Source organism: Aliivibrio friggae, assembly GCF_057368515.1.
This window is the reverse complement of sequence record NZ_CM170648.1, coordinates 226,612-245,552: the sequence shown is the minus strand read 5'-3', so window position 1 is coordinate 245,552 and position 18,941 is coordinate 226,612. Positions and strand designations below refer to the sequence as shown.

Annotated in this window: 31 protein-coding genes; 1 reads left to right on the top strand and 30 read right to left on the bottom strand. The window is 43.7% G+C overall.

Annotated features, from left to right (window positions below; all coding sequences use genetic code 11):
- Window positions 1-115: 115 nt before the first annotated feature.
- Window positions 116-1,126 carry a class 1 fructose-bisphosphatase gene (gene fbp / locus AC2INI_RS01145; protein WP_486305162.1) on the top strand — a complete coding sequence of 337 codons (1,011 nt, stop codon included), beginning with the start codon at window positions 116-118 and terminating at the stop codon, window positions 1,124-1,126.
- Window positions 1,127-1,237: 111 nt separating this feature from the next.
- Here fbp and rplQ read toward each other — a convergent pair whose 3' ends face one another.
- From rplQ to fusA, 30 genes are all read right to left on the bottom strand, one after another.
- The gene (gene rplQ / locus AC2INI_RS01140) at window positions 1,238-1,618 is read right to left on the bottom strand and encodes a 50S ribosomal protein L17 (protein ID WP_012549173.1); all 381 of its coding nucleotides are present in this window, start codon (window positions 1,616-1,618) and stop codon (window positions 1,238-1,240) included.
- A 36-nt stretch (window positions 1,619-1,654) separates the two neighbouring features.
- Window positions 1,655-2,644, bottom strand: a complete 990-nt coding sequence (locus tag AC2INI_RS01135; protein WP_122032871.1) for a DNA-directed RNA polymerase subunit alpha — start codon at window positions 2,642-2,644, stop codon at window positions 1,655-1,657.
- A gap of 23 nt (window positions 2,645-2,667) precedes the next feature.
- Window positions 2,668-3,288 carry a 30S ribosomal protein S4 gene (rpsD, locus tag AC2INI_RS01130; protein ID WP_045103035.1) on the bottom strand — a complete coding sequence of 207 codons (621 nt, stop codon included), beginning with the start codon at window positions 3,286-3,288 and terminating at the stop codon, window positions 2,668-2,670.
- Window positions 3,289-3,319: 31 nt separating this feature from the next.
- Window positions 3,320-3,709 (bottom strand): 30S ribosomal protein S11, encoded by a 390-nt coding sequence (rpsK, locus tag AC2INI_RS01125; protein ID WP_005303517.1) that lies wholly within the window; start codon window positions 3,707-3,709, stop codon window positions 3,320-3,322.
- A 21-nt stretch (window positions 3,710-3,730) separates the two neighbouring features.
- Window positions 3,731-4,087 carry a 30S ribosomal protein S13 gene (rpsM, locus tag AC2INI_RS01120; RefSeq protein WP_122032870.1) on the bottom strand — a complete coding sequence of 119 codons (357 nt, stop codon included), beginning with the start codon at window positions 4,085-4,087 and terminating at the stop codon, window positions 3,731-3,733.
- Window positions 4,088-4,237: 150 nt separating this feature from the next.
- Complete coding sequence (rpmJ, locus tag AC2INI_RS01115; RefSeq protein WP_044583162.1) at window positions 4,238-4,351, bottom strand: 50S ribosomal protein L36; 114 nt, start codon at window positions 4,349-4,351, stop codon at window positions 4,238-4,240.
- A gap of 27 nt (window positions 4,352-4,378) precedes the next feature.
- Window positions 4,379-5,710 carry a preprotein translocase subunit SecY gene (gene secY, locus AC2INI_RS01110; RefSeq protein WP_122032869.1) on the bottom strand — a complete coding sequence of 444 codons (1,332 nt, stop codon included), beginning with the start codon at window positions 5,708-5,710 and terminating at the stop codon, window positions 4,379-4,381.
- A 20-nt stretch (window positions 5,711-5,730) separates the two neighbouring features.
- Window positions 5,731-6,165: a 50S ribosomal protein L15 gene (gene rplO / locus AC2INI_RS01105; RefSeq protein WP_122032868.1), complete on the bottom strand. Its 435-nt coding sequence runs from the start codon at window positions 6,163-6,165 to the stop codon at window positions 5,731-5,733.
- A gap of 6 nt (window positions 6,166-6,171) precedes the next feature.
- Window positions 6,172-6,351 (bottom strand): 50S ribosomal protein L30, encoded by a 180-nt coding sequence (rpmD, locus tag AC2INI_RS01100; RefSeq protein ID WP_122032867.1) that lies wholly within the window; start codon window positions 6,349-6,351, stop codon window positions 6,172-6,174.
- A gap of 5 nt (window positions 6,352-6,356) precedes the next feature.
- Window positions 6,357-6,857, bottom strand: coding sequence for a 30S ribosomal protein S5 (rpsE, locus tag AC2INI_RS01095; protein ID WP_045103039.1), 501 nt, complete (start codon window positions 6,855-6,857; stop codon window positions 6,357-6,359).
- Window positions 6,858-6,871: 14 nt separating this feature from the next.
- Window positions 6,872-7,225 carry a 50S ribosomal protein L18 gene (rplR, locus tag AC2INI_RS01090; RefSeq protein ID WP_122032866.1) on the bottom strand — a complete coding sequence of 118 codons (354 nt, stop codon included), beginning with the start codon at window positions 7,223-7,225 and terminating at the stop codon, window positions 6,872-6,874.
- A gap of 9 nt (window positions 7,226-7,234) precedes the next feature.
- A complete protein-coding gene (rplF, locus tag AC2INI_RS01085; RefSeq protein ID WP_122032865.1) occupies window positions 7,235-7,768 on the bottom strand; it encodes a 50S ribosomal protein L6 in 534 nt (177 codons plus the stop codon).
- A 12-nt stretch (window positions 7,769-7,780) separates the two neighbouring features.
- The gene (rpsH, locus tag AC2INI_RS01080; protein WP_045103042.1) at window positions 7,781-8,173 is read right to left on the bottom strand and encodes a 30S ribosomal protein S8; all 393 of its coding nucleotides are present in this window, start codon (window positions 8,171-8,173) and stop codon (window positions 7,781-7,783) included.
- Between the two features lie 29 nt (window positions 8,174-8,202).
- Window positions 8,203-8,508, bottom strand: coding sequence for a 30S ribosomal protein S14 (rpsN, locus tag AC2INI_RS01075; protein WP_045103043.1), 306 nt, complete (start codon window positions 8,506-8,508; stop codon window positions 8,203-8,205).
- Between the two features lie 17 nt (window positions 8,509-8,525).
- A complete protein-coding gene (gene rplE / locus AC2INI_RS01070) occupies window positions 8,526-9,065 on the bottom strand; it encodes a 50S ribosomal protein L5 (RefSeq protein WP_045103044.1) in 540 nt (179 codons plus the stop codon).
- A 23-nt stretch (window positions 9,066-9,088) separates the two neighbouring features.
- Window positions 9,089-9,406, bottom strand: a complete 318-nt coding sequence (gene rplX, locus AC2INI_RS01065) for a 50S ribosomal protein L24 (protein ID WP_122032864.1) — start codon at window positions 9,404-9,406, stop codon at window positions 9,089-9,091.
- A gap of 11 nt (window positions 9,407-9,417) precedes the next feature.
- A complete protein-coding gene (gene rplN, locus AC2INI_RS01060; RefSeq protein ID WP_012549159.1) occupies window positions 9,418-9,789 on the bottom strand; it encodes a 50S ribosomal protein L14 in 372 nt (123 codons plus the stop codon).
- A gap of 170 nt (window positions 9,790-9,959) precedes the next feature.
- Window positions 9,960-10,214 (bottom strand): 30S ribosomal protein S17, encoded by a 255-nt coding sequence (rpsQ, locus tag AC2INI_RS01055; RefSeq protein ID WP_105056813.1) that lies wholly within the window; start codon window positions 10,212-10,214, stop codon window positions 9,960-9,962.
- The gene (gene rpmC, locus AC2INI_RS01050) at window positions 10,214-10,405 is read right to left on the bottom strand and encodes a 50S ribosomal protein L29 (RefSeq protein ID WP_005417238.1); all 192 of its coding nucleotides are present in this window, start codon (window positions 10,403-10,405) and stop codon (window positions 10,214-10,216) included. The genes rpsQ and rpmC overlap by 1 nt, the downstream gene beginning before the upstream one ends.
- Complete coding sequence (rplP, locus tag AC2INI_RS01045; RefSeq protein WP_045103048.1) at window positions 10,405-10,815, bottom strand: 50S ribosomal protein L16; 411 nt, start codon at window positions 10,813-10,815, stop codon at window positions 10,405-10,407. Before rplP ends, rpmC begins: the two co-directional genes overlap by 1 nt.
- Before the next feature lie 11 nt (window positions 10,816-10,826).
- Window positions 10,827-11,525 carry a 30S ribosomal protein S3 gene (gene rpsC, locus AC2INI_RS01040; protein ID WP_065592270.1) on the bottom strand — a complete coding sequence of 233 codons (699 nt, stop codon included), beginning with the start codon at window positions 11,523-11,525 and terminating at the stop codon, window positions 10,827-10,829.
- Between the two features lie 19 nt (window positions 11,526-11,544).
- Entirely contained in the window at window positions 11,545-11,877 is a 333-nt protein-coding gene (rplV, locus tag AC2INI_RS01035; protein WP_045103050.1) for a 50S ribosomal protein L22, read from the bottom strand.
- A gap of 10 nt (window positions 11,878-11,887) precedes the next feature.
- Entirely contained in the window at window positions 11,888-12,166 is a 279-nt protein-coding gene (gene rpsS / locus AC2INI_RS01030; protein WP_012549154.1) for a 30S ribosomal protein S19, read from the bottom strand.
- Window positions 12,167-12,185: 19 nt separating this feature from the next.
- Window positions 12,186-13,010 carry a 50S ribosomal protein L2 gene (gene rplB / locus AC2INI_RS01025; RefSeq protein ID WP_122032863.1) on the bottom strand — a complete coding sequence of 275 codons (825 nt, stop codon included), beginning with the start codon at window positions 13,008-13,010 and terminating at the stop codon, window positions 12,186-12,188.
- Between the two features lie 15 nt (window positions 13,011-13,025).
- Window positions 13,026-13,328: a 50S ribosomal protein L23 gene (gene rplW, locus AC2INI_RS01020; RefSeq protein WP_045103052.1), complete on the bottom strand. Its 303-nt coding sequence runs from the start codon at window positions 13,326-13,328 to the stop codon at window positions 13,026-13,028.
- Window positions 13,325-13,927 carry a 50S ribosomal protein L4 gene (gene rplD, locus AC2INI_RS01015; RefSeq protein ID WP_012549151.1) on the bottom strand — a complete coding sequence of 201 codons (603 nt, stop codon included), beginning with the start codon at window positions 13,925-13,927 and terminating at the stop codon, window positions 13,325-13,327. Before rplD ends, rplW begins: the two co-directional genes overlap by 4 nt.
- A 17-nt stretch (window positions 13,928-13,944) precedes the next feature.
- On the bottom strand, window positions 13,945-14,574 hold the full coding sequence (gene rplC / locus AC2INI_RS01010; protein ID WP_122032862.1) for a 50S ribosomal protein L3: 630 nt from the start codon (window positions 14,572-14,574) through the stop codon (window positions 13,945-13,947).
- A 12-nt stretch (window positions 14,575-14,586) separates the two neighbouring features.
- On the bottom strand, window positions 14,587-14,898 hold the full coding sequence (gene rpsJ / locus AC2INI_RS01005) for a 30S ribosomal protein S10 (RefSeq protein WP_005417222.1): 312 nt from the start codon (window positions 14,896-14,898) through the stop codon (window positions 14,587-14,589).
- Window positions 14,899-15,523: 625 nt separating this feature from the next.
- On the bottom strand, window positions 15,524-16,708 hold the full coding sequence (gene tuf / locus AC2INI_RS01000; RefSeq protein ID WP_122033842.1) for an elongation factor Tu: 1,185 nt from the start codon (window positions 16,706-16,708) through the stop codon (window positions 15,524-15,526).
- A gap of 108 nt (window positions 16,709-16,816) precedes the next feature.
- Window positions 16,817-18,913 carry an elongation factor G gene (gene fusA, locus AC2INI_RS00995; RefSeq protein ID WP_122033263.1) on the bottom strand — a complete coding sequence of 699 codons (2,097 nt, stop codon included), beginning with the start codon at window positions 18,911-18,913 and terminating at the stop codon, window positions 16,817-16,819.
- Window positions 18,914-18,941 lie beyond the last annotated feature (28 nt).

Sequence of the window (18,941 nt, the reverse complement as noted above, 5' to 3'; positions counted from 1 at the left end):
AGTTCTATGCTATAGAATGAATTACAGCAAACAGTAACACAACTACTGTAAAAATAAATCAGTACCTAACCCTACTTATCGTTGATATCTAATAACAGAGAATAAAGGAATAACTATGTCTGAAATGAGAACCCTAGGTGAGTTTATTGTTGCTAAGCAGCATGACTTTCCTCACGCAAGCGGAGAGCTTTCCTCACTTATTGGTTCAATTAAGTTGGCAGCTAAAATTGTTAACCGCGAAATAAATAAAGCAGGGCTTGTTGATATCACTGGTGCTTCTGGTGAAGAAAATATTCAAGGTGAGCAACAGCAAAAATTGGATCTGTATGCCAATGATAAATTCAAAGCGGCATTAGAAAACCGTGGCCAAGTTTGCGGTGTCGCAAGTGAAGAAGAAGACGAAGCCGTTGCTTTTAACAAGGCGCTAAACAAAGACGCAAAATACGTAGTATTAATGGACCCATTGGATGGCTCATCAAATATTGATGTTAACGTCTCTGTCGGAACTATTTTCTCTATTTATCGCCGTATATCACCGATTGGAACACCACCGACCGAAGAAGACTTTCTTCAACCAGGAAGCCAACAAGTCGCCGCTGGTTATATTATTTATGGCTCATCAACCATGCTTGTTTATAGTACGGGTAATGGGGTTCACGGCTTTACTTATGATCCATCTTTAGGTGTGTTCTGCTTATCTCATGAAGATATGAAAATTCCACAAAATGGTAATATTTATTCCATTAACGAAGGCAATTACATTCGTTTCCCTGAAGGCGTAAAACAATATCTAAAATACTGCCAAGAAATCTGTCCTGAAGAGAATCGTCCTTATACCTCGCGTTATATCGGTTCACTGGTTGCTGATTTCCACAGAAACTTACTGAAAGGTGGTATTTATCTATACCCAAGTACGCAGGCTTATCCAAACGGGAAATTACGATTACTTTATGAATGTAATCCAATGGCAATGCTAATTGAAGAAGCTGGAGGGAAAGCGACAGATGGGGAAACGAGAATTCTAGACCTTAAACCAACCGAATTACATCAACGAGTACCATTCTTTGTTGGCTCTAGCAATATGGTTGATAAGGTTCATAATTTTCTTACTGAATGGCAGAAATAATTTTTCTTATACTTGTGTAATTAATTAGATAATTACTGGCATAGGTATTAAATTCAGAATATAAAAAAACCGAGTCCTAAGACTCGGTTTTTTTGTGAAACTACTTACTGATTACTCAGCTGCAGCTTCTACTTCTGGACGATCTACAAGCTCAATGTATGCCATTGGTGCTTTATCGCCTGTACGGAAACCGCACTTCAGAATACGAGTGTAACCACCAGCACGTTGTGCAAAGCGTGGACCTAACTCGGTAAATAGTTTTGCTACAACTTCGTTATCACGAGTGCGAGCAAATGCTAGACGACGGTTAGCAACACTGTCTGTCTTAGCTAATGTAATCAAAGGCTCAACTACACGGCGAAGCTCTTTTGCTTTTGGTACAGTCGTCTTGATAATCTCGTGACGAACCAAAGAGCAAGCCATATTGCTAAACATAGCTTTACGGTGGCTGCTGTTGCGGTTGAGTTGACGACCACTCTTACGATGGCGCATGACCTAATCCTTCTAACTAGATAATTAGTGAACTGATTAATCTTCAGCGATAGACGCTGGTGGCCAGTTCTCTAGGCGCATGCCTAAAGAAAGACCACGTGAAGCTAGAACATCTTTAATTTCAGTTAAAGATTTCTTACCAAGGTTTGGCGTTTTAAGTAGCTCAACCTCAGTGCGCTGCACCAGATCACCAATGTAGTGAATCGCTTCTGCTTTCAAACAGTTAGCAGAGCGAACCGTTAGTTCAAGATCGTCTACAGGACGCAGTAGGATCGGATCGAACTCTGGCTTTTCTTCTTTCTCTTCAGGAACTCGTACATCACGAAGATCTACAAATGCATCCAGTTGTTCAGCTAAAATTGTAGCTGCACGACGGATAGCTTCCTCAGGATCAAGCGTACCGTTTGTTTCCATATCGATAACAAGCTTGTCTAAGTCAGTACGTTGCTCAACACGAGCCGCTTCAACCGCATAAGATATTTTATCTACTGGGCTGTAAGTTGCATCGATAAGCAAACGACCGATTGGACGCTCATCTTCTTCATTATGAATACGCGCTGTTGATGGTACATAGCCGCGACCACGCTCTACCTTGATTCTCATGCTGATTTCAGCATTGTCATCAGTTAAGTGGCAGATTACATGCTCTGGGTTCGCAATCTCAACATCACCATCATGGGTGATGTCACCTGCAACAACAGGGCCTGCACCAGACTTGTTAAGAGTAATGATAACTTCATCTTTACCCTCAACCTTAACGGCAAGGCCTTTAAGGTTTAGAAGGATTTCAAGGATATCTTCCTGAACACCTTCTTTGGTGCTGTACTCATGTAATACGCCTTCGATTTCTACTTCAGTTACGGCACAACCCGGCATTGAAGATAGTAAAATACGACGTAGAGCGTTACCTAGAGTGTGGCCAAAACCACGCTCTAACGGCTCAAGAGTTACTTTTGCGTGAGTCTGGCTAACTTGTTCAATGTCAACTAGACGCGGCTTTAGAAATTCTGTTACAGAACCCTGCATTGTGTCCTCTCTATATTGAAGCTTTACTTAGAGTAAAGCTCGACGATCAAGTGTTCGTTGATGTCGGCAGACAAATCAGAACGTTCAGGAAGACGCTTAAACGTACCTTCCATTTTGCCAGCATCTACTTCAATCCAAGTTGGTTTTTCGCGTTGTTCAGCAACTTCTAGAGCAGCTTTAATACGTGATTGCTGTTTAGCTTTTTCACGAATTGAAACAACGTCGTTAGCCGCAACTTTGAAAGAAGGAACGTTAACTACTTTACCATTAACTAGAATAGACTTATGGCTAACTAGTTGACGAGATTCAGCACGTGTAGCGCCAAAGCCCATGCGGTAAACTACGTTATCTAGACGACCTTCAAGAAGTTGAAGTAGGTTTTCACCTGTGTTGCCTTTAATACGAGCAGCATCTTTGTAGTAGTTACGGAATTGTTTTTCTAGTACGCCATACATACGACGAACTTTTTGCTTCTCACGAAGCTGAACGCCATATTCAGATAGACGACCGCGACGAGCGCCGTGTACACCTGGAGCGTTATCGATCTTACACTTGGTATCGATCGCACGTACGCCTGATTTAAGGAATAAATCAGTGCCTTCGCGACGGCTAAGCTTCAGCTTAGGACCCAAATATCTTGCCATGTTCTTTCTCCAATATTCCTAGAAACGAAACTTAAACGCGACGTTTCTTAGGTGGACGACAACCGTTATGAGGGATCGGAGTAGCATCAACGATGTTTGTGATGCGGTATCCAGCAGCGTTTAACGCACGGATAGTTGACTCACGACCAGGACCAGGGCCCTTAACCATAACTTCAAGGTTCTTAACGCCATATTCTTTGGCCATTTCACCACAACGCTCAGCAGCAACTTGTGCAGCAAACGGAGTAGATTTACGAGAACCACGGAAACCAGAACCACCTGCAGTAGCCCAAGCTAGTGCATTACCTTGACGGTCAGTAATGGTTACGATTGTGTTGTTGAAAGAAGCATGAATGTGCGCTACGCCATCCGCTACTTGCTTACGAACGCGCTTACGAGCGCGAGTAGGTTGTTTTGCCATTGTACTCTCTACCTTATCCGATTATCTTTTGATCGGCTTGCGCGGACCTTTACGGGTACGTGCGTTGGTTTTAGTACGCTGTCCACGCAACGGTAGACTGCGACGGTGACGAAGACCACGATAACAGCCAAGGTCCATAAGACGCTTGATGTTCATCGATACTTCACGACGTAAGTCGCCTTCTACAGTGTATTTGGCAACACCATCACGCAGAATATCAATCTGCTCATCATTCAGTTCACTGATCTTAACATCTTCAGCAATACCAACTGCAGCTAAAATAGCTTGCGAGCGAGTCTTACCGATGCCGTAAATTGCAGTAAGTGCAATTACAGCGTGTTTATGATCAGGAATGTTAATGCCTGCTATACGGGCCACTATTCACTCCTAGTACTTTTTCTTAAGAAGAGCCACAACAAAGCCCGATGAGGATACGTTGCGGCTATAACTACTTCTTTTGCACACAAAAGGTAGGCCGAGAATAATACTCGGCCTAACTTAATATATCAAGTAAAAATTTCTGCTAAATTAACCTTGGCGTTGTTTATGCTTTGGTTCAACACAAATTATACGCACAACACCGTTGCGCTTAATAACTTTACAGTTGCGGCAGATTTTCTTAACGGAAGCACGAACTTTCATTGCTAAACTCCGTAAATGGATCTGAAATTAACGGCCATAGCCTTTCAGATTAGCTTTCTTCAAAACGGACTCATACTGCTGAGACATCAGATGAGTCTGAACCTGTGCCATAAAGTCCATGATAACTACAACTACGATTAGTAGGGAAGTACCGCCAAAATAGAAGCGAACATTCCATGCAATCATCATAAACTCAGGGATCAGACAGATAAAGGTAATATACATCGCACCAGCTAAGGTTAAACGGGTCATAACTTTATCAATATATTTCGTAGTCTGTTCACCTGGGCGGATTCCGGGTACGAATGCACCAGACTTCTTCAAGTTATCAGCTGTTTCACGCGGGTTAAATACCAGCGCTGTATAGAAGAAACAGAAGAAGATAATTGCTGCTGCATAAAGCATTACATATAATGGCTGACCAGGGCTTAACGCCATGGAAACATCAGTTAACCAACCGAATGTTCCTTCACCATTACCACCAAACCACTGAGCCAATGTCCCAGGGAATAGTATAATACTAGATGCAAATATTGCAGGTATCACACCAGCCATATTAATTTTAAGTGGCAAGTGAGTACTTTGTGCTGCAAATACCTTACGGCCTTGCTGACGCTTCGCATAGTTAACGACGATACGACGTTGACCACGCTCCATGAACACAACAAAGTAGATAACTGCAAACGATAACACTGCAATTAGTAATAGAAGAAGCACGTGCAGTTCACCTTGACGCGCCTGCTGGATCGTTTCACCAATAGCTGGTGGTAAACCTGCAACGATACCTGTGAAAATAATCAAAGATATACCGTTACCGATGCCACGCTCAGTAATTTGTTCACCTAACCACATTAAGAACATGGTACCAGTTACTAAACTTACTGTAGCTGTCAGATAGAACATCATGTCAGGGTTAGAAACTAACCCTGGAATCATGCTTGGTAGACCGGTTGCAATACCAATTGCTTGGAATGTAGCCAGAACCAAGGTGCCATAACGTGTGTACTGATTAATCTTACGACGACCAGACTCACCTTCTTTTTTCAATTCTGCTAGAGGTGGATGAACAACTGTTAACAGTTGAACAACGATAGATGCCGAAATATACGGCATAATACCTAGAGCAAGAATTGAGGCACGCGACAGTGCACCACCAGAGAACATGTTAAACAGTTCAATGATAGTACCCTGCTGCTGTTCGAAAAGATCAGCAAGGACAGCAGCGTCAATCCCAGGAATTGGCACAAATGAGCCTGCTCGGAACACTAAAAGCGCACCTATAACAAATAACAGACGCGATTTCAGTTCAGCTAGGCCGCTCTGAGCACTATTTACTTCTTTTCCTGGTTTCTTTGCCATTGTACCTCATCCTTCGAGGATTATTCCTCGATCTTACCGCCTGCAGCTTCAATCGCAGCTTTAGCGCCTTTCGTTACGCGTAGACCTTTAACAGTTACAGCAGTAGCGATTTCACCAGAAAGTACAACTTTCGCGAACACAATGTTCTTAGTGATTACGTTAGCAGCTTTAAGGCTGTTTAGATCGATAACGTTACCTTCAACTTTAGCAAGTTCGCTTAAACGAACCTCTGCAGTTACTAGGCTCTTACGTGAAGTAAAGCCAAATTTAGGTAGACGTTGTTTCAGAGGCATTTGACCACCTTCGAAACCAACACGAACTTTACCGCCAGAACGTGATTTTTGGCCTTTGTGACCACGGCCACCAGTTTTACCTAGGCCTGAACCGATACCGCGACCTACGCGCTTCTTAGAAGCGTTAGAGCCAGCAGCCGGTGATAGAGTATTCAAACGCATTACTGATTACTCCTCAATCTTAACCATATAGTGAACTTTGTTGATCATACCGCGGTTACACGGTGTATCTTCAACTTCTACTGTATGGTTGATGCGACGTAGACCTAGACCTTTAAGACACAATACGTGCTTAGGTAGGCGACCAATAGAGCTTTTAGTCTGAGTTACTTTGATAGTTTTAGACATGGTACTTACTCCGAAATAGATTCAACAGTTAGACCACGCTTAGCAGCTACCATTTCAGGTGACTTAACGCTACTTAGACCCGCAATCGTTGCACGAACAACGTTGATTGGGTTAGTAGAGCCATAAGCTTTAGCTAGTACGTTGCGGACACCCACAACTTCTAACACTGCACGCATAGCACCACCTGCGATGATACCTGTACCTTCTGAAGCAGGTTGCATGTACACTTTAGAACCAGTGTGGCGACCTTTAACAGAGTGGTGAAGAGTACCTTCGTTAAGTGCAATCGTAAACATGTTACGACGTGCTTTTTCCATTGATTTTTGAATCGCTGCAGGTACTTCACGAGCTTTGCCGTAACCGAAACCTACGCGACCATTACCGTCACCAACAACTGTTAGTGCAGTAAAACTAAAGATTCGACCACCTTTAACCGTTTTAGAAACACGGTTAACAGCAATTAGCTTTTCGTTCAAATCTGTAGCTTGTTGTTGTTCTTTAGCCATCTTCCAACCCTACCTTAGAATTTCAGACCAGCTTCGCGAGCAGAATCTGCTAGCGCCGCTACTCGACCGTGGTATTGGAAACCAGAACGATCGAAAGCAACATTAGTAATGCCTTTTTCGATAGCGCGCTCTGCAATTAGTTTACCAATTGCTTCAGCAGCAGCTTTGTTGCTAGTGCTTCCAATTTGCTCACGGATTGCCTTTTCTACAGTAGAAGCGGCAGCGATAACCTCTGAGCCGTTTGGTGCGATTACCTGAGCGTACGTATGACGCGGAGTACGGTGTACTACAAGGCGAGTTGCACACAGTTCAGCAATCTTACGACGTGCACGTGTAGCACGACGGATGCGAGATGCTTTCTTATCCATAGTGATACCCTACTTCTTCTTAGCTTCTTTAGTACGCACGATTTCATCGGCGTAACGAACACCTTTACCTTTATAAGGCTCAGGTTGACGGTATGAACGAATATCCGCAGCTACTTGACCTACTACTTGCTTATCGCAACCAGTAATAATGATCTCAGTTTGTGTTGGACATTCAGCTTTAATACCTTCTGGTAGAGCGTGCTCTACTGGGTGTGAGAAGCCAAGAGTAAGGCCTACAGAGTTGCCTTTCATAGCAGCACGGTAACCTACACCTTTAAGAATTAGCTTCTTAGTAAAGCCTTCATTTACACCGATAACCATATTGTTTACTAGTGCACGAGCTGTACCAGCTTGAGCCCAAGCATTGGCAACGCCTTCGCGTGGACCAAATACAATAGAGTTATCTTCTTGTGAAACAACTACAGCGTCGTTAAGTACGCGAGTTAGTTCACCTTTACCACCTTTAAGAGTGATTTCCTGGCCGTTCAGTTTAACTTCTACGCCAGCAGGAAGAACCACAGGTGCTTTAGCAACACGAGACATATCCTACTCCTATTAAGCTACGTAGCAGATAATTTCGCCACCAAGACCAGCTTTACGCGCAGCGCGGTCAGACATAAGGCCTTTTGATGTAGAAACAACAGCAATACCAAGACCACCCATAACAGATGGTAACGCGTCGTTCTTCTTGTATACACGAAGACCTGGACGAGAAACTCGTTGGATTTGCTCGATAACTGGTTTAGCTTGGAAATACTTAAGAGTGATTTCTAGCTCAGGTTTGATTTCGCCTTCAACAGCGAATTCAGCGATGTAGCCTTCAGCTTTAAGTAGTGCAGCAATTGCAACTTTAAGCTTTGAAGAAGGCATTTTAACAGCAACTTTATTTGCTGATTGACCGTTGCGAACGCGGGTCAGCATATCCGAAATCGGATCTTGCATGCTCATAAGATTTACTCCAAATGATTAAGTGGCAATTACCAGCTAGCCTTACGAAGACCCGGAATCTCGCCTTTCATGCAAGCTTCGCGAACCTTAATACGGCTTAAACCGAATTTACGTAGGTAACCGTGTGGACGACCAGTTTGGTTGCAACGATTACGCTGACGAGATGCACTTGAATCACGAGGTAGAGCTTGCAATTTAAGAACTGCATCCCAACGCTCTTCTTCAGAAGCATTTACATCGCTAATTAGAACTTTTAACGCAGCACGCTTTTGAGCGAACTGTGATACAAGTTTTGCACGTTTAGCTTCACGCGCTTTCATAGATTTTTTAGCCATAACAGTAACCCTTCACCTTACTTACGGAATGGGAAGTTAAAGGCAGTCAGCAGAGCTCGGCCTTCCGCATCTGTATTCGCTGACGTCGTGATAGTAATATCAAGACCGCGTACACGATCAACTTTATCATAGTCGATCTCAGGGAAGATGATTTGCTCGCGAACGCCCATGCTGTAGTTACCGCGTCCGTCAAAAGACTTAGCGCTAACACCACGGAAATCACGTACTCGTGGAAGTGCAATAGAGATTAAACGCTCTAAGAATTCCCACATACGTTCGCCACGCAGGGTTACTTTACAACCGATTGGGTAGCCTTCACGGATTTTGAAACCAGCTACAGATTTACGTGCTTTTGTAATCAATGGCTTTTGGCCAGAGATAATTGCCATATCGGCAGCAGCGTTTTCTAGTAGTTTCTTATCGTTGATTGCTTCACCAACACCCATGTTTAGGGTAATTTTTTCAACCCTAGGGACTTGCATGACGCTCGAGTAGCTGAACTCTTTGGTAAGCTCAGCGACTACAGACGACTTGTAGTAATCATGCAGTTTCGCCATAGTAGAACTCCAAATTACTTCTATTAGTTAGAAACAGTTTCGCCGTTAGATTTAAAGAAACGAACTTTCTTACCATCTTCAAAACGGAAACCGATACGGTCCGCTTTACCAGTTGCTTCGTTGAAGATTGCGATGTTAGAAGCATCAATTGCTGCTTCTTTCTCAACAATACCACCTTGCTGACCAAGAGCCGGAACTGGCTTCTGGTGCTTTTTCACAAGGTTGATACCTTCAACAATAACTTTACCAGTTTCAAGAACCTTAGTTACTTTACCTTTCTTGCCTTTATCTTTACCGACAAGAACGATTACTTCGTCATTACGACGGATTTTAGCTGCCATCTGACCGCTCCTTACAGAACTTCTGGTGCTAGTGAAACAATTTTCATGAATTTCGCATTACGAAGTTCACGAGTCACTGGACCAAAGATACGTGTACCGACTGGTTGCTCAGTAGTGTCATTCAACAATACGCAAGCGTTACGGTCAAAGCGAATGATAGAACCGTCTGGGCGACGAACGCCTTTACGGGTGCGCACTACTACCGCCTTCAGAACATCACCTTTTTTAACTTTACCGCGAGGAATTGCTTCCTTAACAGTAACTTTAATGACGTCTCCGATATGTGCATAACGGCGGTGAGAGCCACCCAGGACCTTAATACACATTACCTTGCGCGCGCCAGAGTTATCTGCAGCGTCAAGTGTACTTTGCATTTGGATCATTGTTAGTGCTCCGCTAAATATTTAAATAGACCCATCACGGGTCGGACTGCCTCTTCAAAAGAGGATGGGGAGTGTATCACCATTCTTTTAATAAAGGTAGTCAAAAAATAAACAGCTCCAAAAAAAATTATTGGAGCTGCTTACATGTATCGCTATCGAATCAGCAAAAATTAAGCTTTTGCTTTTTCAATAATGTTTACCAGAGTCCAAGACTTAGTCTTAGACAGTGGACGACATTCACGAATCGCAACTAGGTCGCCTTGGCCACACTCGTTGTTTTCATCATGTGCGTGAAGCTTAGTCGTGCGCTTGATGTATTTACCGTAGATCGGGTGTTTCACCATGCGTTCAATAGCAACAACAATAGACTTGTCCATCTTGTCGCTAATTACACGACCTTGCATAGTACGAATTTTCTCGCTCATTATGCGCCAGCCTTCTCATTCAGTAAAGTTTTAACACGTGCGATATCACGACGTACAGCTTTCAGAGTATGAGTTTGCTGTAGTTGGCCAGTCGCAGCTTGCATGCGCAAGTTAAACTGTTCACGTAGCAAATTCAGAAGCTCTTCATTAAGCTCTTCAACGTTTTTCTCGCGTAGATCTTGTGCTTTCATCACATCACCTGCTTAGTTACAAAAGTAGTTTTGATAGGCAGTTTACGTGCCGCTAGGCGGAACGCTTCACGTGCCAACTCTTCAGGTACGCCGTTCATTTCGTACATAACCTTTCCAGGTTGGATTTGGGCTACCCAGTACTCAACGTTACCTTTACCCTTACCTTGACGAACTTCAAGCGGTTTTTCTGTGATAGGTTTGTCTGGGAACACACGGATCCAGATTTGACCTTGACGCTTAATGTGACGCGTCATAGCACGACGTGCCGCTTCAATTTGACGAGCAGTTAGACGACCACGGCCTACAGCTTTAAGACCGAATTCGCCGAAGCTCACTTCAGTACCTTTAGCAAGACCACGGTTACGACCAGTCATAACCTTACGGAACTTAGTACGTTTTGGTTGTAGCATCAGTCAGCTCCTTACTTACGGCTTCTACGCTGCTTCTTAGGCTTGTCAGCCTTAGGCTCTACTGCGTTAGCAGCTGGCATACCGCCTAGAACTTCACCTTTGAAGATCCAAACTTTAACGCCGATCACACCGTATTGAGTGTGAGCCGAAGAAGTTGCGTAATCAATGTCAGCACGTAAAGTATGTAGAGGTACACGACCTTCACGATACCATTCAGAACGTGCGATTTCAGCACCGCCAAGACGGCCGCCTACTTGTACTTTGATGCCTTGAGCGCCTAGACGCATTGCATTTTGTACCGCACGCTTCATAGCGCGACGGAACATAACACGACGTTCTAGTTGAGAAGCAATGCTATCAGCTACAAGTTGAGCATCTAGCTCTGGCTTGCGAACTTCTGCAATGTTGATTTGCGCTGGAACACCTGCGATTTTAGCTACGCCTGCGCGTAGTTTTTCTACGTCTTCACCTTTCTTACCGATTACTACGCCTGGACGAGCTGTGTGAATAGTTACACGGATGCTCTTAGCAGGACGCTCGATAACGATGCGAGATAGAGATGCTTTTTTCAGTTCTTTAGTAAGATACTGACGTACCTTGAAGTCGCCGTCTAGGTTGTCAGCGAACTCTTGGCTACTAGCAAACCACGTAGCATTCCAAGGCTTAACGATGCCAAGACGAATACCATTAGGATGTACTTTTTGACCCATTTGCTTAATCTCCTAGTCTTTAACGATCAGCTACAACGATAGTGATGTGGCTTGAACGCTTCAAGATGCGATCTGCACGACCTTTAGCACGAGGCATAATACGCTTCATGATAGGGCCTTCGTCTACGAAGATTTTAGCGACATTAAGATCGTCGATATCTGCACCTTCGTTGTGTTCAGCGTTTGCGATAGCAGACTCAACAACTTTTTTAATTAATACTGCAGCTTTTTTGTTGCTGAAAGTAAGAATTTCAAGAGCTTGGTCTACTGATTTCCCACGAATTTGGTCCGCAACTAAGCGAGCCTTCTGCGGAGAAATGCTGGCAAAACGATGTTTAGCAATAGCTTCCATATTCTACCTCCTAACGCTTTTTAGCTTTCTTATCTGCAGCATGGCCGCGATAAGTACGAGTAGGTGCAAATTCGCCCAGCTTGTGACCAATCATGTCTTCTGTAACGAAAACTGGTACATGCTGGCGACCATTATGGACAGCGATGGTCAAGTTGATCATAGTTGGAATGATCATTGAACGACGGGACCAAGTCTTAATAGGCTTTTTGTCTCCGCTTTCCACCGCTTTCTCTACCTTCTTCAGCAAGTGCAGGTCAATGAAAGGACCTTTCTTGAGAGAACGTGGCATGGCGATTCCTCTTTATAGATTATTTGTTACGACGACGTACAATGTACTTGTCAGTAGATTTATTCTTACGAGTCTTGAAGCCCTTAGTTGGCATACCCCAAGGTGATACTGGGTGACGACCGCCTGATGTACGACCTTCACCACCACCGTGTGGGTGATCAACTGGGTTCATTGCAACACCACGTACAGTTGGACGAACACCGCGCCAGCGTGTAGCACCGGCTTTGCCTAGCTCACGTAGCATGTGTTCAGAGTTACCAACTTCACCGATAGTCGCACGACCTTCAGAAAGAACTTTACGCATCTCACCAGAGCGTAGACGTAATGTCACGTAAGCGCCATCACGAGCAATGATTTGTGCGTATGCACCAGCAGAACGTGCAACTTGCGCGCCCTTACCAGGTTTTAATTCAACACAGTGAACAGTAGAACCTACTGGGATGTTGCGCAATGGTAAGCAGTTACCTGCTTTGATTGGCGCATCAACACCTGATTGAACTGTATCGCCGGCTTTAAGACCTTTTGATGCGATAATGTAACGACGCTCACCGTCTGCGAACAGAACTAGTGCAATATTTGCACTACGGTTTGGATCGTATTCTAAACGTTCAACGATAGCTGGAATGCCATCTTTAGTACGTTTAAAGTCAATTAGACGGTAGTGTTGCTTATGACCACCACCAACGTGACGTACTGTAATACGACCGTTATTGTTACGACCACCAGATTTAGAGTTTTTCTCTAAAAGAGGTGCGTATGGCTTACCCTTATGTAGGTCAGCGTTAACGATTTTTACAACGTGACGACGACCAGGGGAAGTCGGCTTACATTTAACAATAGCCATTTTTAACTACTCCTGTTATTCCGCGCCGCCAACGAAGTCTAGGTCTTGACCTTCTTTCAAGATTACGTACGCTTTTTTCACGTCTGAACGACGGCCTTGGCGTGCACCTTGACGTTTGGTCTTGCCCTTAGTGATAAGGGTATTTACAGACTTAACTTCAACTTCAAACAACTTTTCTACAGCTGCTTTAATCTCTTTCTTAGTTGCAGTGATTGCTACTTTGAAAACAATAGTGTTATTGCCTTCAGCAGCCATCGTTGCTTTTTCAGAGATATGTGGGCCACGTAGGACTTTTAGTAGACGCTCTTCACTGATCATGCCAGCATCTCCTCAACTTGCTTAACTGCAGCAGCAGTCATTAGAACCTTGTTGAATGCAACAAGACTTACTGGATCAATACCAGCTACGTCACGAGCGTCAACTTTATATAGGTTACGAGCAGCTAAGAATAGATTCTCGTCTACTTCGCCAGTTACGATAAGAACATCGTTAAGCTCAAGCTCTTTAAGCTTAGCAACTAGCTCTTTAGTCTTTGGTGCTTCAATTGAGAAGTCTTCAACAACGATCAAACGATCTTGACGAACTAACTCAGAAAGAATGCTCTTTAGAGCACCGCGGTACATTTTTTTGTTTACTTTTAAGCTGTGATCTTGTGGTTTCGCAGCAAAAGTAACACCACCTGAACGCCAGATTGGGCTACGAATAGTACCCGCACGAGCTCGGCCTGTACCTTTTTGACGCCATGGCTTAGCGCCACCGCCAGATACTTCTGAACGTGTTTTTTGAGCGCGAGTACCTTGACGAGCACCTGCTGCATAAGCAACAACTACTTGGTGTACAAGAGCTTCGTTAAACTCACGTCCGAAAGTAGTTTCGGATACAGTTAGTGCCGCAGCACCTTTAACCATAAGTTCCATTACATACTCCTAAGACGTTATGCTTTAACAGCTGGTTTAACGATCACGTTGCCACCTGTTGAGCCTGGTACTGCACCTTTAATAAGAAGCAGATTGCGCTCAGCGTCAACACGTACGATCTCTAGGTTTTGAGTAGTACAACGCTCAGCACCCATGTGACCTGCCATTTTTTTGCCTTTAAATACGCGACCTGGAGTTTGACATTGGCCAATTGAACCCGGAGCACGGTGAGACAAAGAGTTACCGTGAGTCATATCTTGAGTAGCGAAGTTCCAACGCTTAACAGCGCCTTGGAAACCCTTACCTTTAGATGTACCAGTAACGTCTACTTTTTTGATTTCGTTAAAGATTTCAACACTTAGCTCAGCGCCAACTGCGAATTCTTCACCGTTTTCTAAACGGAATTCCCAAAGACCGCGACCTGCTTCAACACCTGCTTTCGCAAAGTGACCAGCTTCAGGCTTAGATACGCGGTTAGCTTTCTTAGAACCACAAGTAACTTGGATTGCGTTGTAGCCGTCAGTTTCAGTAGTTTTCACTTGTGAAACACGGTTAACTTCAACTTCAACAACAGTTACTGGGATAGAAACGCCTTCTTCGGTAAAGATGCGGGTCATGCCCACTTTACGACCGACTAGACCAATCATAATAATCTCCCCTTAACCTAGGCTAATTTGAACATCAACGCCAGCAGCAAGGTCTAAACGCATTAGTGCGTCAACAGTTTTATCTGTTGGCTCAACAATGTCGATTAAACGCTTGTGAGTACGAATTTCGTACTGGTCACGTGCGTCTTTGTTAACGTGAGGAGAAGTAAGAACAGTAAAACGCTCTTTACGAGTAGGTAGTGGAATAGGACCACGAACCTGAGCGCCAGTGCGCTTAGCTGTTTCAACGATTTCCGCTGTAGACTGATCGATTAGTTTGTAATCGAAAGCTTTTAGGCGGATACGTATACGTTGGTTCTGCATGAGACAGAGCTCCAATAATAAATACACAAACAATATCGCCATTCAGTCTCGATAAGACGAGAGAACGCGATTGATTTATGTGAAACCATAGGTCCAAAATTAGGACACATTGTCAGTTAACTTATATTAGAATTTAACTGATGACGAATCAAAAGATAAAGTCTAATAATGTTAACCGCGAACATAAGCTGAGTATTCATTCTAAGTACTAACCCTACTCTGTAGGAATCAGCACTTTCCTCGCTGCTCATTGGTTCACAACCGACTTAAGCCAGTGCGTTGCATTATACAGATCACACTTTCAGTTGCAAGCATTGTTTGAAAAACAAACGAAAAAAATTATGACTAGAAACGATACGCTTTGCTAACTAGAAACTATAAGAGAAAAAGCAAACATATAACTCCCCTCTCTTAATAAGATTTTCATTTCAACACATCAAATGAATACTAACATAAGTTAATTAAATCTTATTATTGGTAGGGCTAGACCTGACTTCCTCTTATGGTGTCTAGCGCAAAGTTTTCTAGTTAGCAAAGCGTATAGTCTTTTCTTACAGGCAACAAAAAGGGAAGCCTAAGCTTCCCTTTTTTTTAGTCATGCGATTTATCGCAAAATCTTTAGCTATTAAGCGAAGATTTTAGCAACAACACCAGCACCAACTGTACGGCCACCTTCACGGATTGCGAAGCGTAGACCTTCGTCCATAGCGATTGGAGCGATTAGCTCAACCGTCATTTGAACGTTGTCACCAGGCATTACCATTTCAACACCTTCAGGAAGTGTGATATCGCCAGTTACATCCGTTGTACGGAAGTAGAACTGTGGACGGTAGCCTTTGAAGAAAGGAGTATGACGGCCGCCTTCATCTTTAGAAAGAACGTATACTTCTGACTCAAATTTAGTGTGTGGGTTGATTGAACCTTTAGCAGCAAGTACTTGGCCACGTTCAACGTCATCACGCTTAGTACCACGTAGAAGTGCACCAACGTTCTCACCAGCACGACCTTCGTCAAGCAGTTTACGGAACATTTCAACACCAGTACATGTAGAAACTGTAGTTTCTTTGATACCAATGATTTCTACTTCGTCACCTACACGTAGGATACCACGTTCGATACGACCAGTAACAACAGTACCACGACCTTGAATTGAGAATACATCTTCAATTGGAAGTAGGAAAGGCATGTCTACAGCACGCTCTGGAAGTGGAATGTAAGTATCTAGAGCTGTTGCTAGCTCAACGATTTTATCTTCCCACTCTTTTTCGCCGTTTAGAGCGCCAAGAGCTGAACCTTGAATTACTGGTAAATCATCACCTGGGTATTCGTATTCAGAAAGAAGTTCACGAACTTCCATTTCTACTAGCTCAAGAAGCTCTTCATCGTCAACCATGTCACATTTGTTCATGAATACAACGATGAAAGGGATACCAACTTGACGACCAAGTAGGATGTGCTCACGTGTTTGTGGCATTGGACCATCTGTTGCAGCAACAACTAGGATACCACCATCCATTTGAGCAGCACCAGTGATCATGTTTTTAACATAATCGGCGTGTCCAGGACAGTCAACGTGTGCATAGTGACGCTCAGGTGTATCATACTCAACGTGAGAAGTTGAGATTGTGATACCACGCTCGCGCTCTTCTGGAGCGTTATCGATTGATGCGAAATCTTTAGCAACACCACCGTACACTTTTGCAAGTGTAGTACAGATAGCAGCAGTTAGAGTTGTTTTACCGTGGTCAACGTGGCCGATAGTACCAACGTTTACGTGCGGTTTCGTACGTTCAAATTTTTCTTTAGACACGATCGTGTTCCTTCCTAGTTATGATTCGCCTTATCGAACAGTGATAAGGCGCGCCAGAATTTGCTATTTTATGCGTCAATTGCTCTTGACGCAAGGGTATTGAGTGTTTTATCCGCGTTCAGCGATGATTCTATCGGCAACATTCTTAGAAACTTCACCATATTCGGAGAATTCCATAGAATAAGACGCTCGACCTTGAGTCGCAGAACGTAGAGATGTTGCATAACCAAACATTTCAGAAAGAGGAACTTGCGCGCGGATTATTTTCAAACCAGCAATGCCATCGTCCATACCTTCAATCATGCCGCGGCGACGGTTTAAGTCACCAACAACATCACCCATCCAGTCTTCTGGAGTGGTTACTTCAACTTTCATCATTGGCTCAAGAATAACAGGTTGTGCTTCAAGCGCACCTTTCTTGAATGCCATTGAACCCGCGATCCTGAACGCCATTTCATTGGAGTCAACATCGTGGTATGAGCCATCAAACAGCGTAGCTTTAACGTCGAGTACAGGATAACCTGCTAACACGCCGTTATTCATTTGCTCTTCGATACCTTTTGCTACTGAGCTGATGTATTCACGAGGAACAGCACCACCAACAATTTCGTCGACAAAAACAAAGCCAGCATCATGCTCTGCTGGTTCAATTCTTAACCATACATGACCGTATTGACCACGGCCACCAGATTGACGTATGAATTTACCTTCCACTTCCGCGCTACCACGGATAGTTTCACGGTATGCTACTTGAGGCTTACCAACATTACATTCAACGCTGAATTCACGCTTCATACGATCAACGATAATATCTAAGTGTAGTTCACCCATACCAGAAATCAGTGTTTGACCTGATTCTTTATCGGTTTCAACTTTAAAAGATGGATCTTCAGCGGCTAGTTTACCTAGTGCGATACCCATTTTTTCTTGGTCAGCAAGTGTTCTTGGTTCAACTGCGATTTGAATAACCGGTTCAGGGAATTCCATACGCTCAAGAATAACTTTTGCATTTTGATCACACAGTGTATCACCTGTAGTTACGTCTTTAAGGCCAATCGCCGCAGCGATATCACCAGCGCGTATCTCTTTCACTTCTTCACGCTTATTGGCATGAAGCTGAACAATACGGCCAAAACGTTCACGCTTTTGCTTAACTGAGTTATAAACACCGTCGCCAGTATTAACAACACCAGAATAAACACGCATGAAAGTCAACGTACCTACGAATGGGTCTGTTGCAATTTTGAATGCTAACGCTGCAAATGGTTCGTTGTCGTCTGCGTGACGCTCAACTTCATTATCATTCTCATCAACGCCTTTAATTGCAGGAACATCGATAGGTGCAGGTAAGAATTCAATAACAGCATCAAGTACCGCTTGAACGCCTTTATTTTTAAAAGCAGAACCACAAGTTGCTAATACGATTTCGTTATTTAATGTACGAGTACGTAATGCACCTTTGATCTCTTCTTCTGATAGTTCTTCACCTTCAAGGTATTTGTCCATCAGCTCTTCAGAGGCTTCAGCGGCTTCTTCAACTAGGTTTTGACGCCATTCATCTGCAAGTTCTTGCATATCAGCAGGAATGTCTTCATAAGTGAAGGTCATCCCTTGATCGGCTTCATTCCAGTTGATTGTTTTCATCTTGATAAGGTCAACAACACCTCTGAAATCATCTTCTGCACCAATATTTAATTGGATAGGAACAGGATTCGCACCAAGACGGTTTTTAATTTGGCCTACAACACGTAAGAAATCTGCACCAGCACGGTCCATTTTGTTAACGAATACTATACGAGGAACTCCGTATTTATTCGCTTGACGCCATACAGTTTCAGATTGAGGTTCTACACCCGACGAGCCACAGAACACAACAACCGCACCATCAAGTACACGCAAAGAACGTTCTACTTCAATGGTGAAGTCAACGTGTCCAGGAGTATCGATGATATTAATACGGTGATCTTCGAATTGTGCATCCATACCACGCCAGAAAGTCGTAGTAGCCGCAGAGGTAATTGTGATACCACGCTCTTGCTCTTGCTCCATCCAATCCATGGTAGCAGCACCATCATGAACTTCGCCGATTTTATGAGAAAGGCCTGTATAGAACAGAATACGCTCAGTAGTTGTAGTTTTACCTGCATCTACGTGAGCACAGATACCGATATTACGGTAGCGCTCAATAGGTGTATTTCGAGCCACGGTTGTATCCTCTTATCTTAGGGATTAT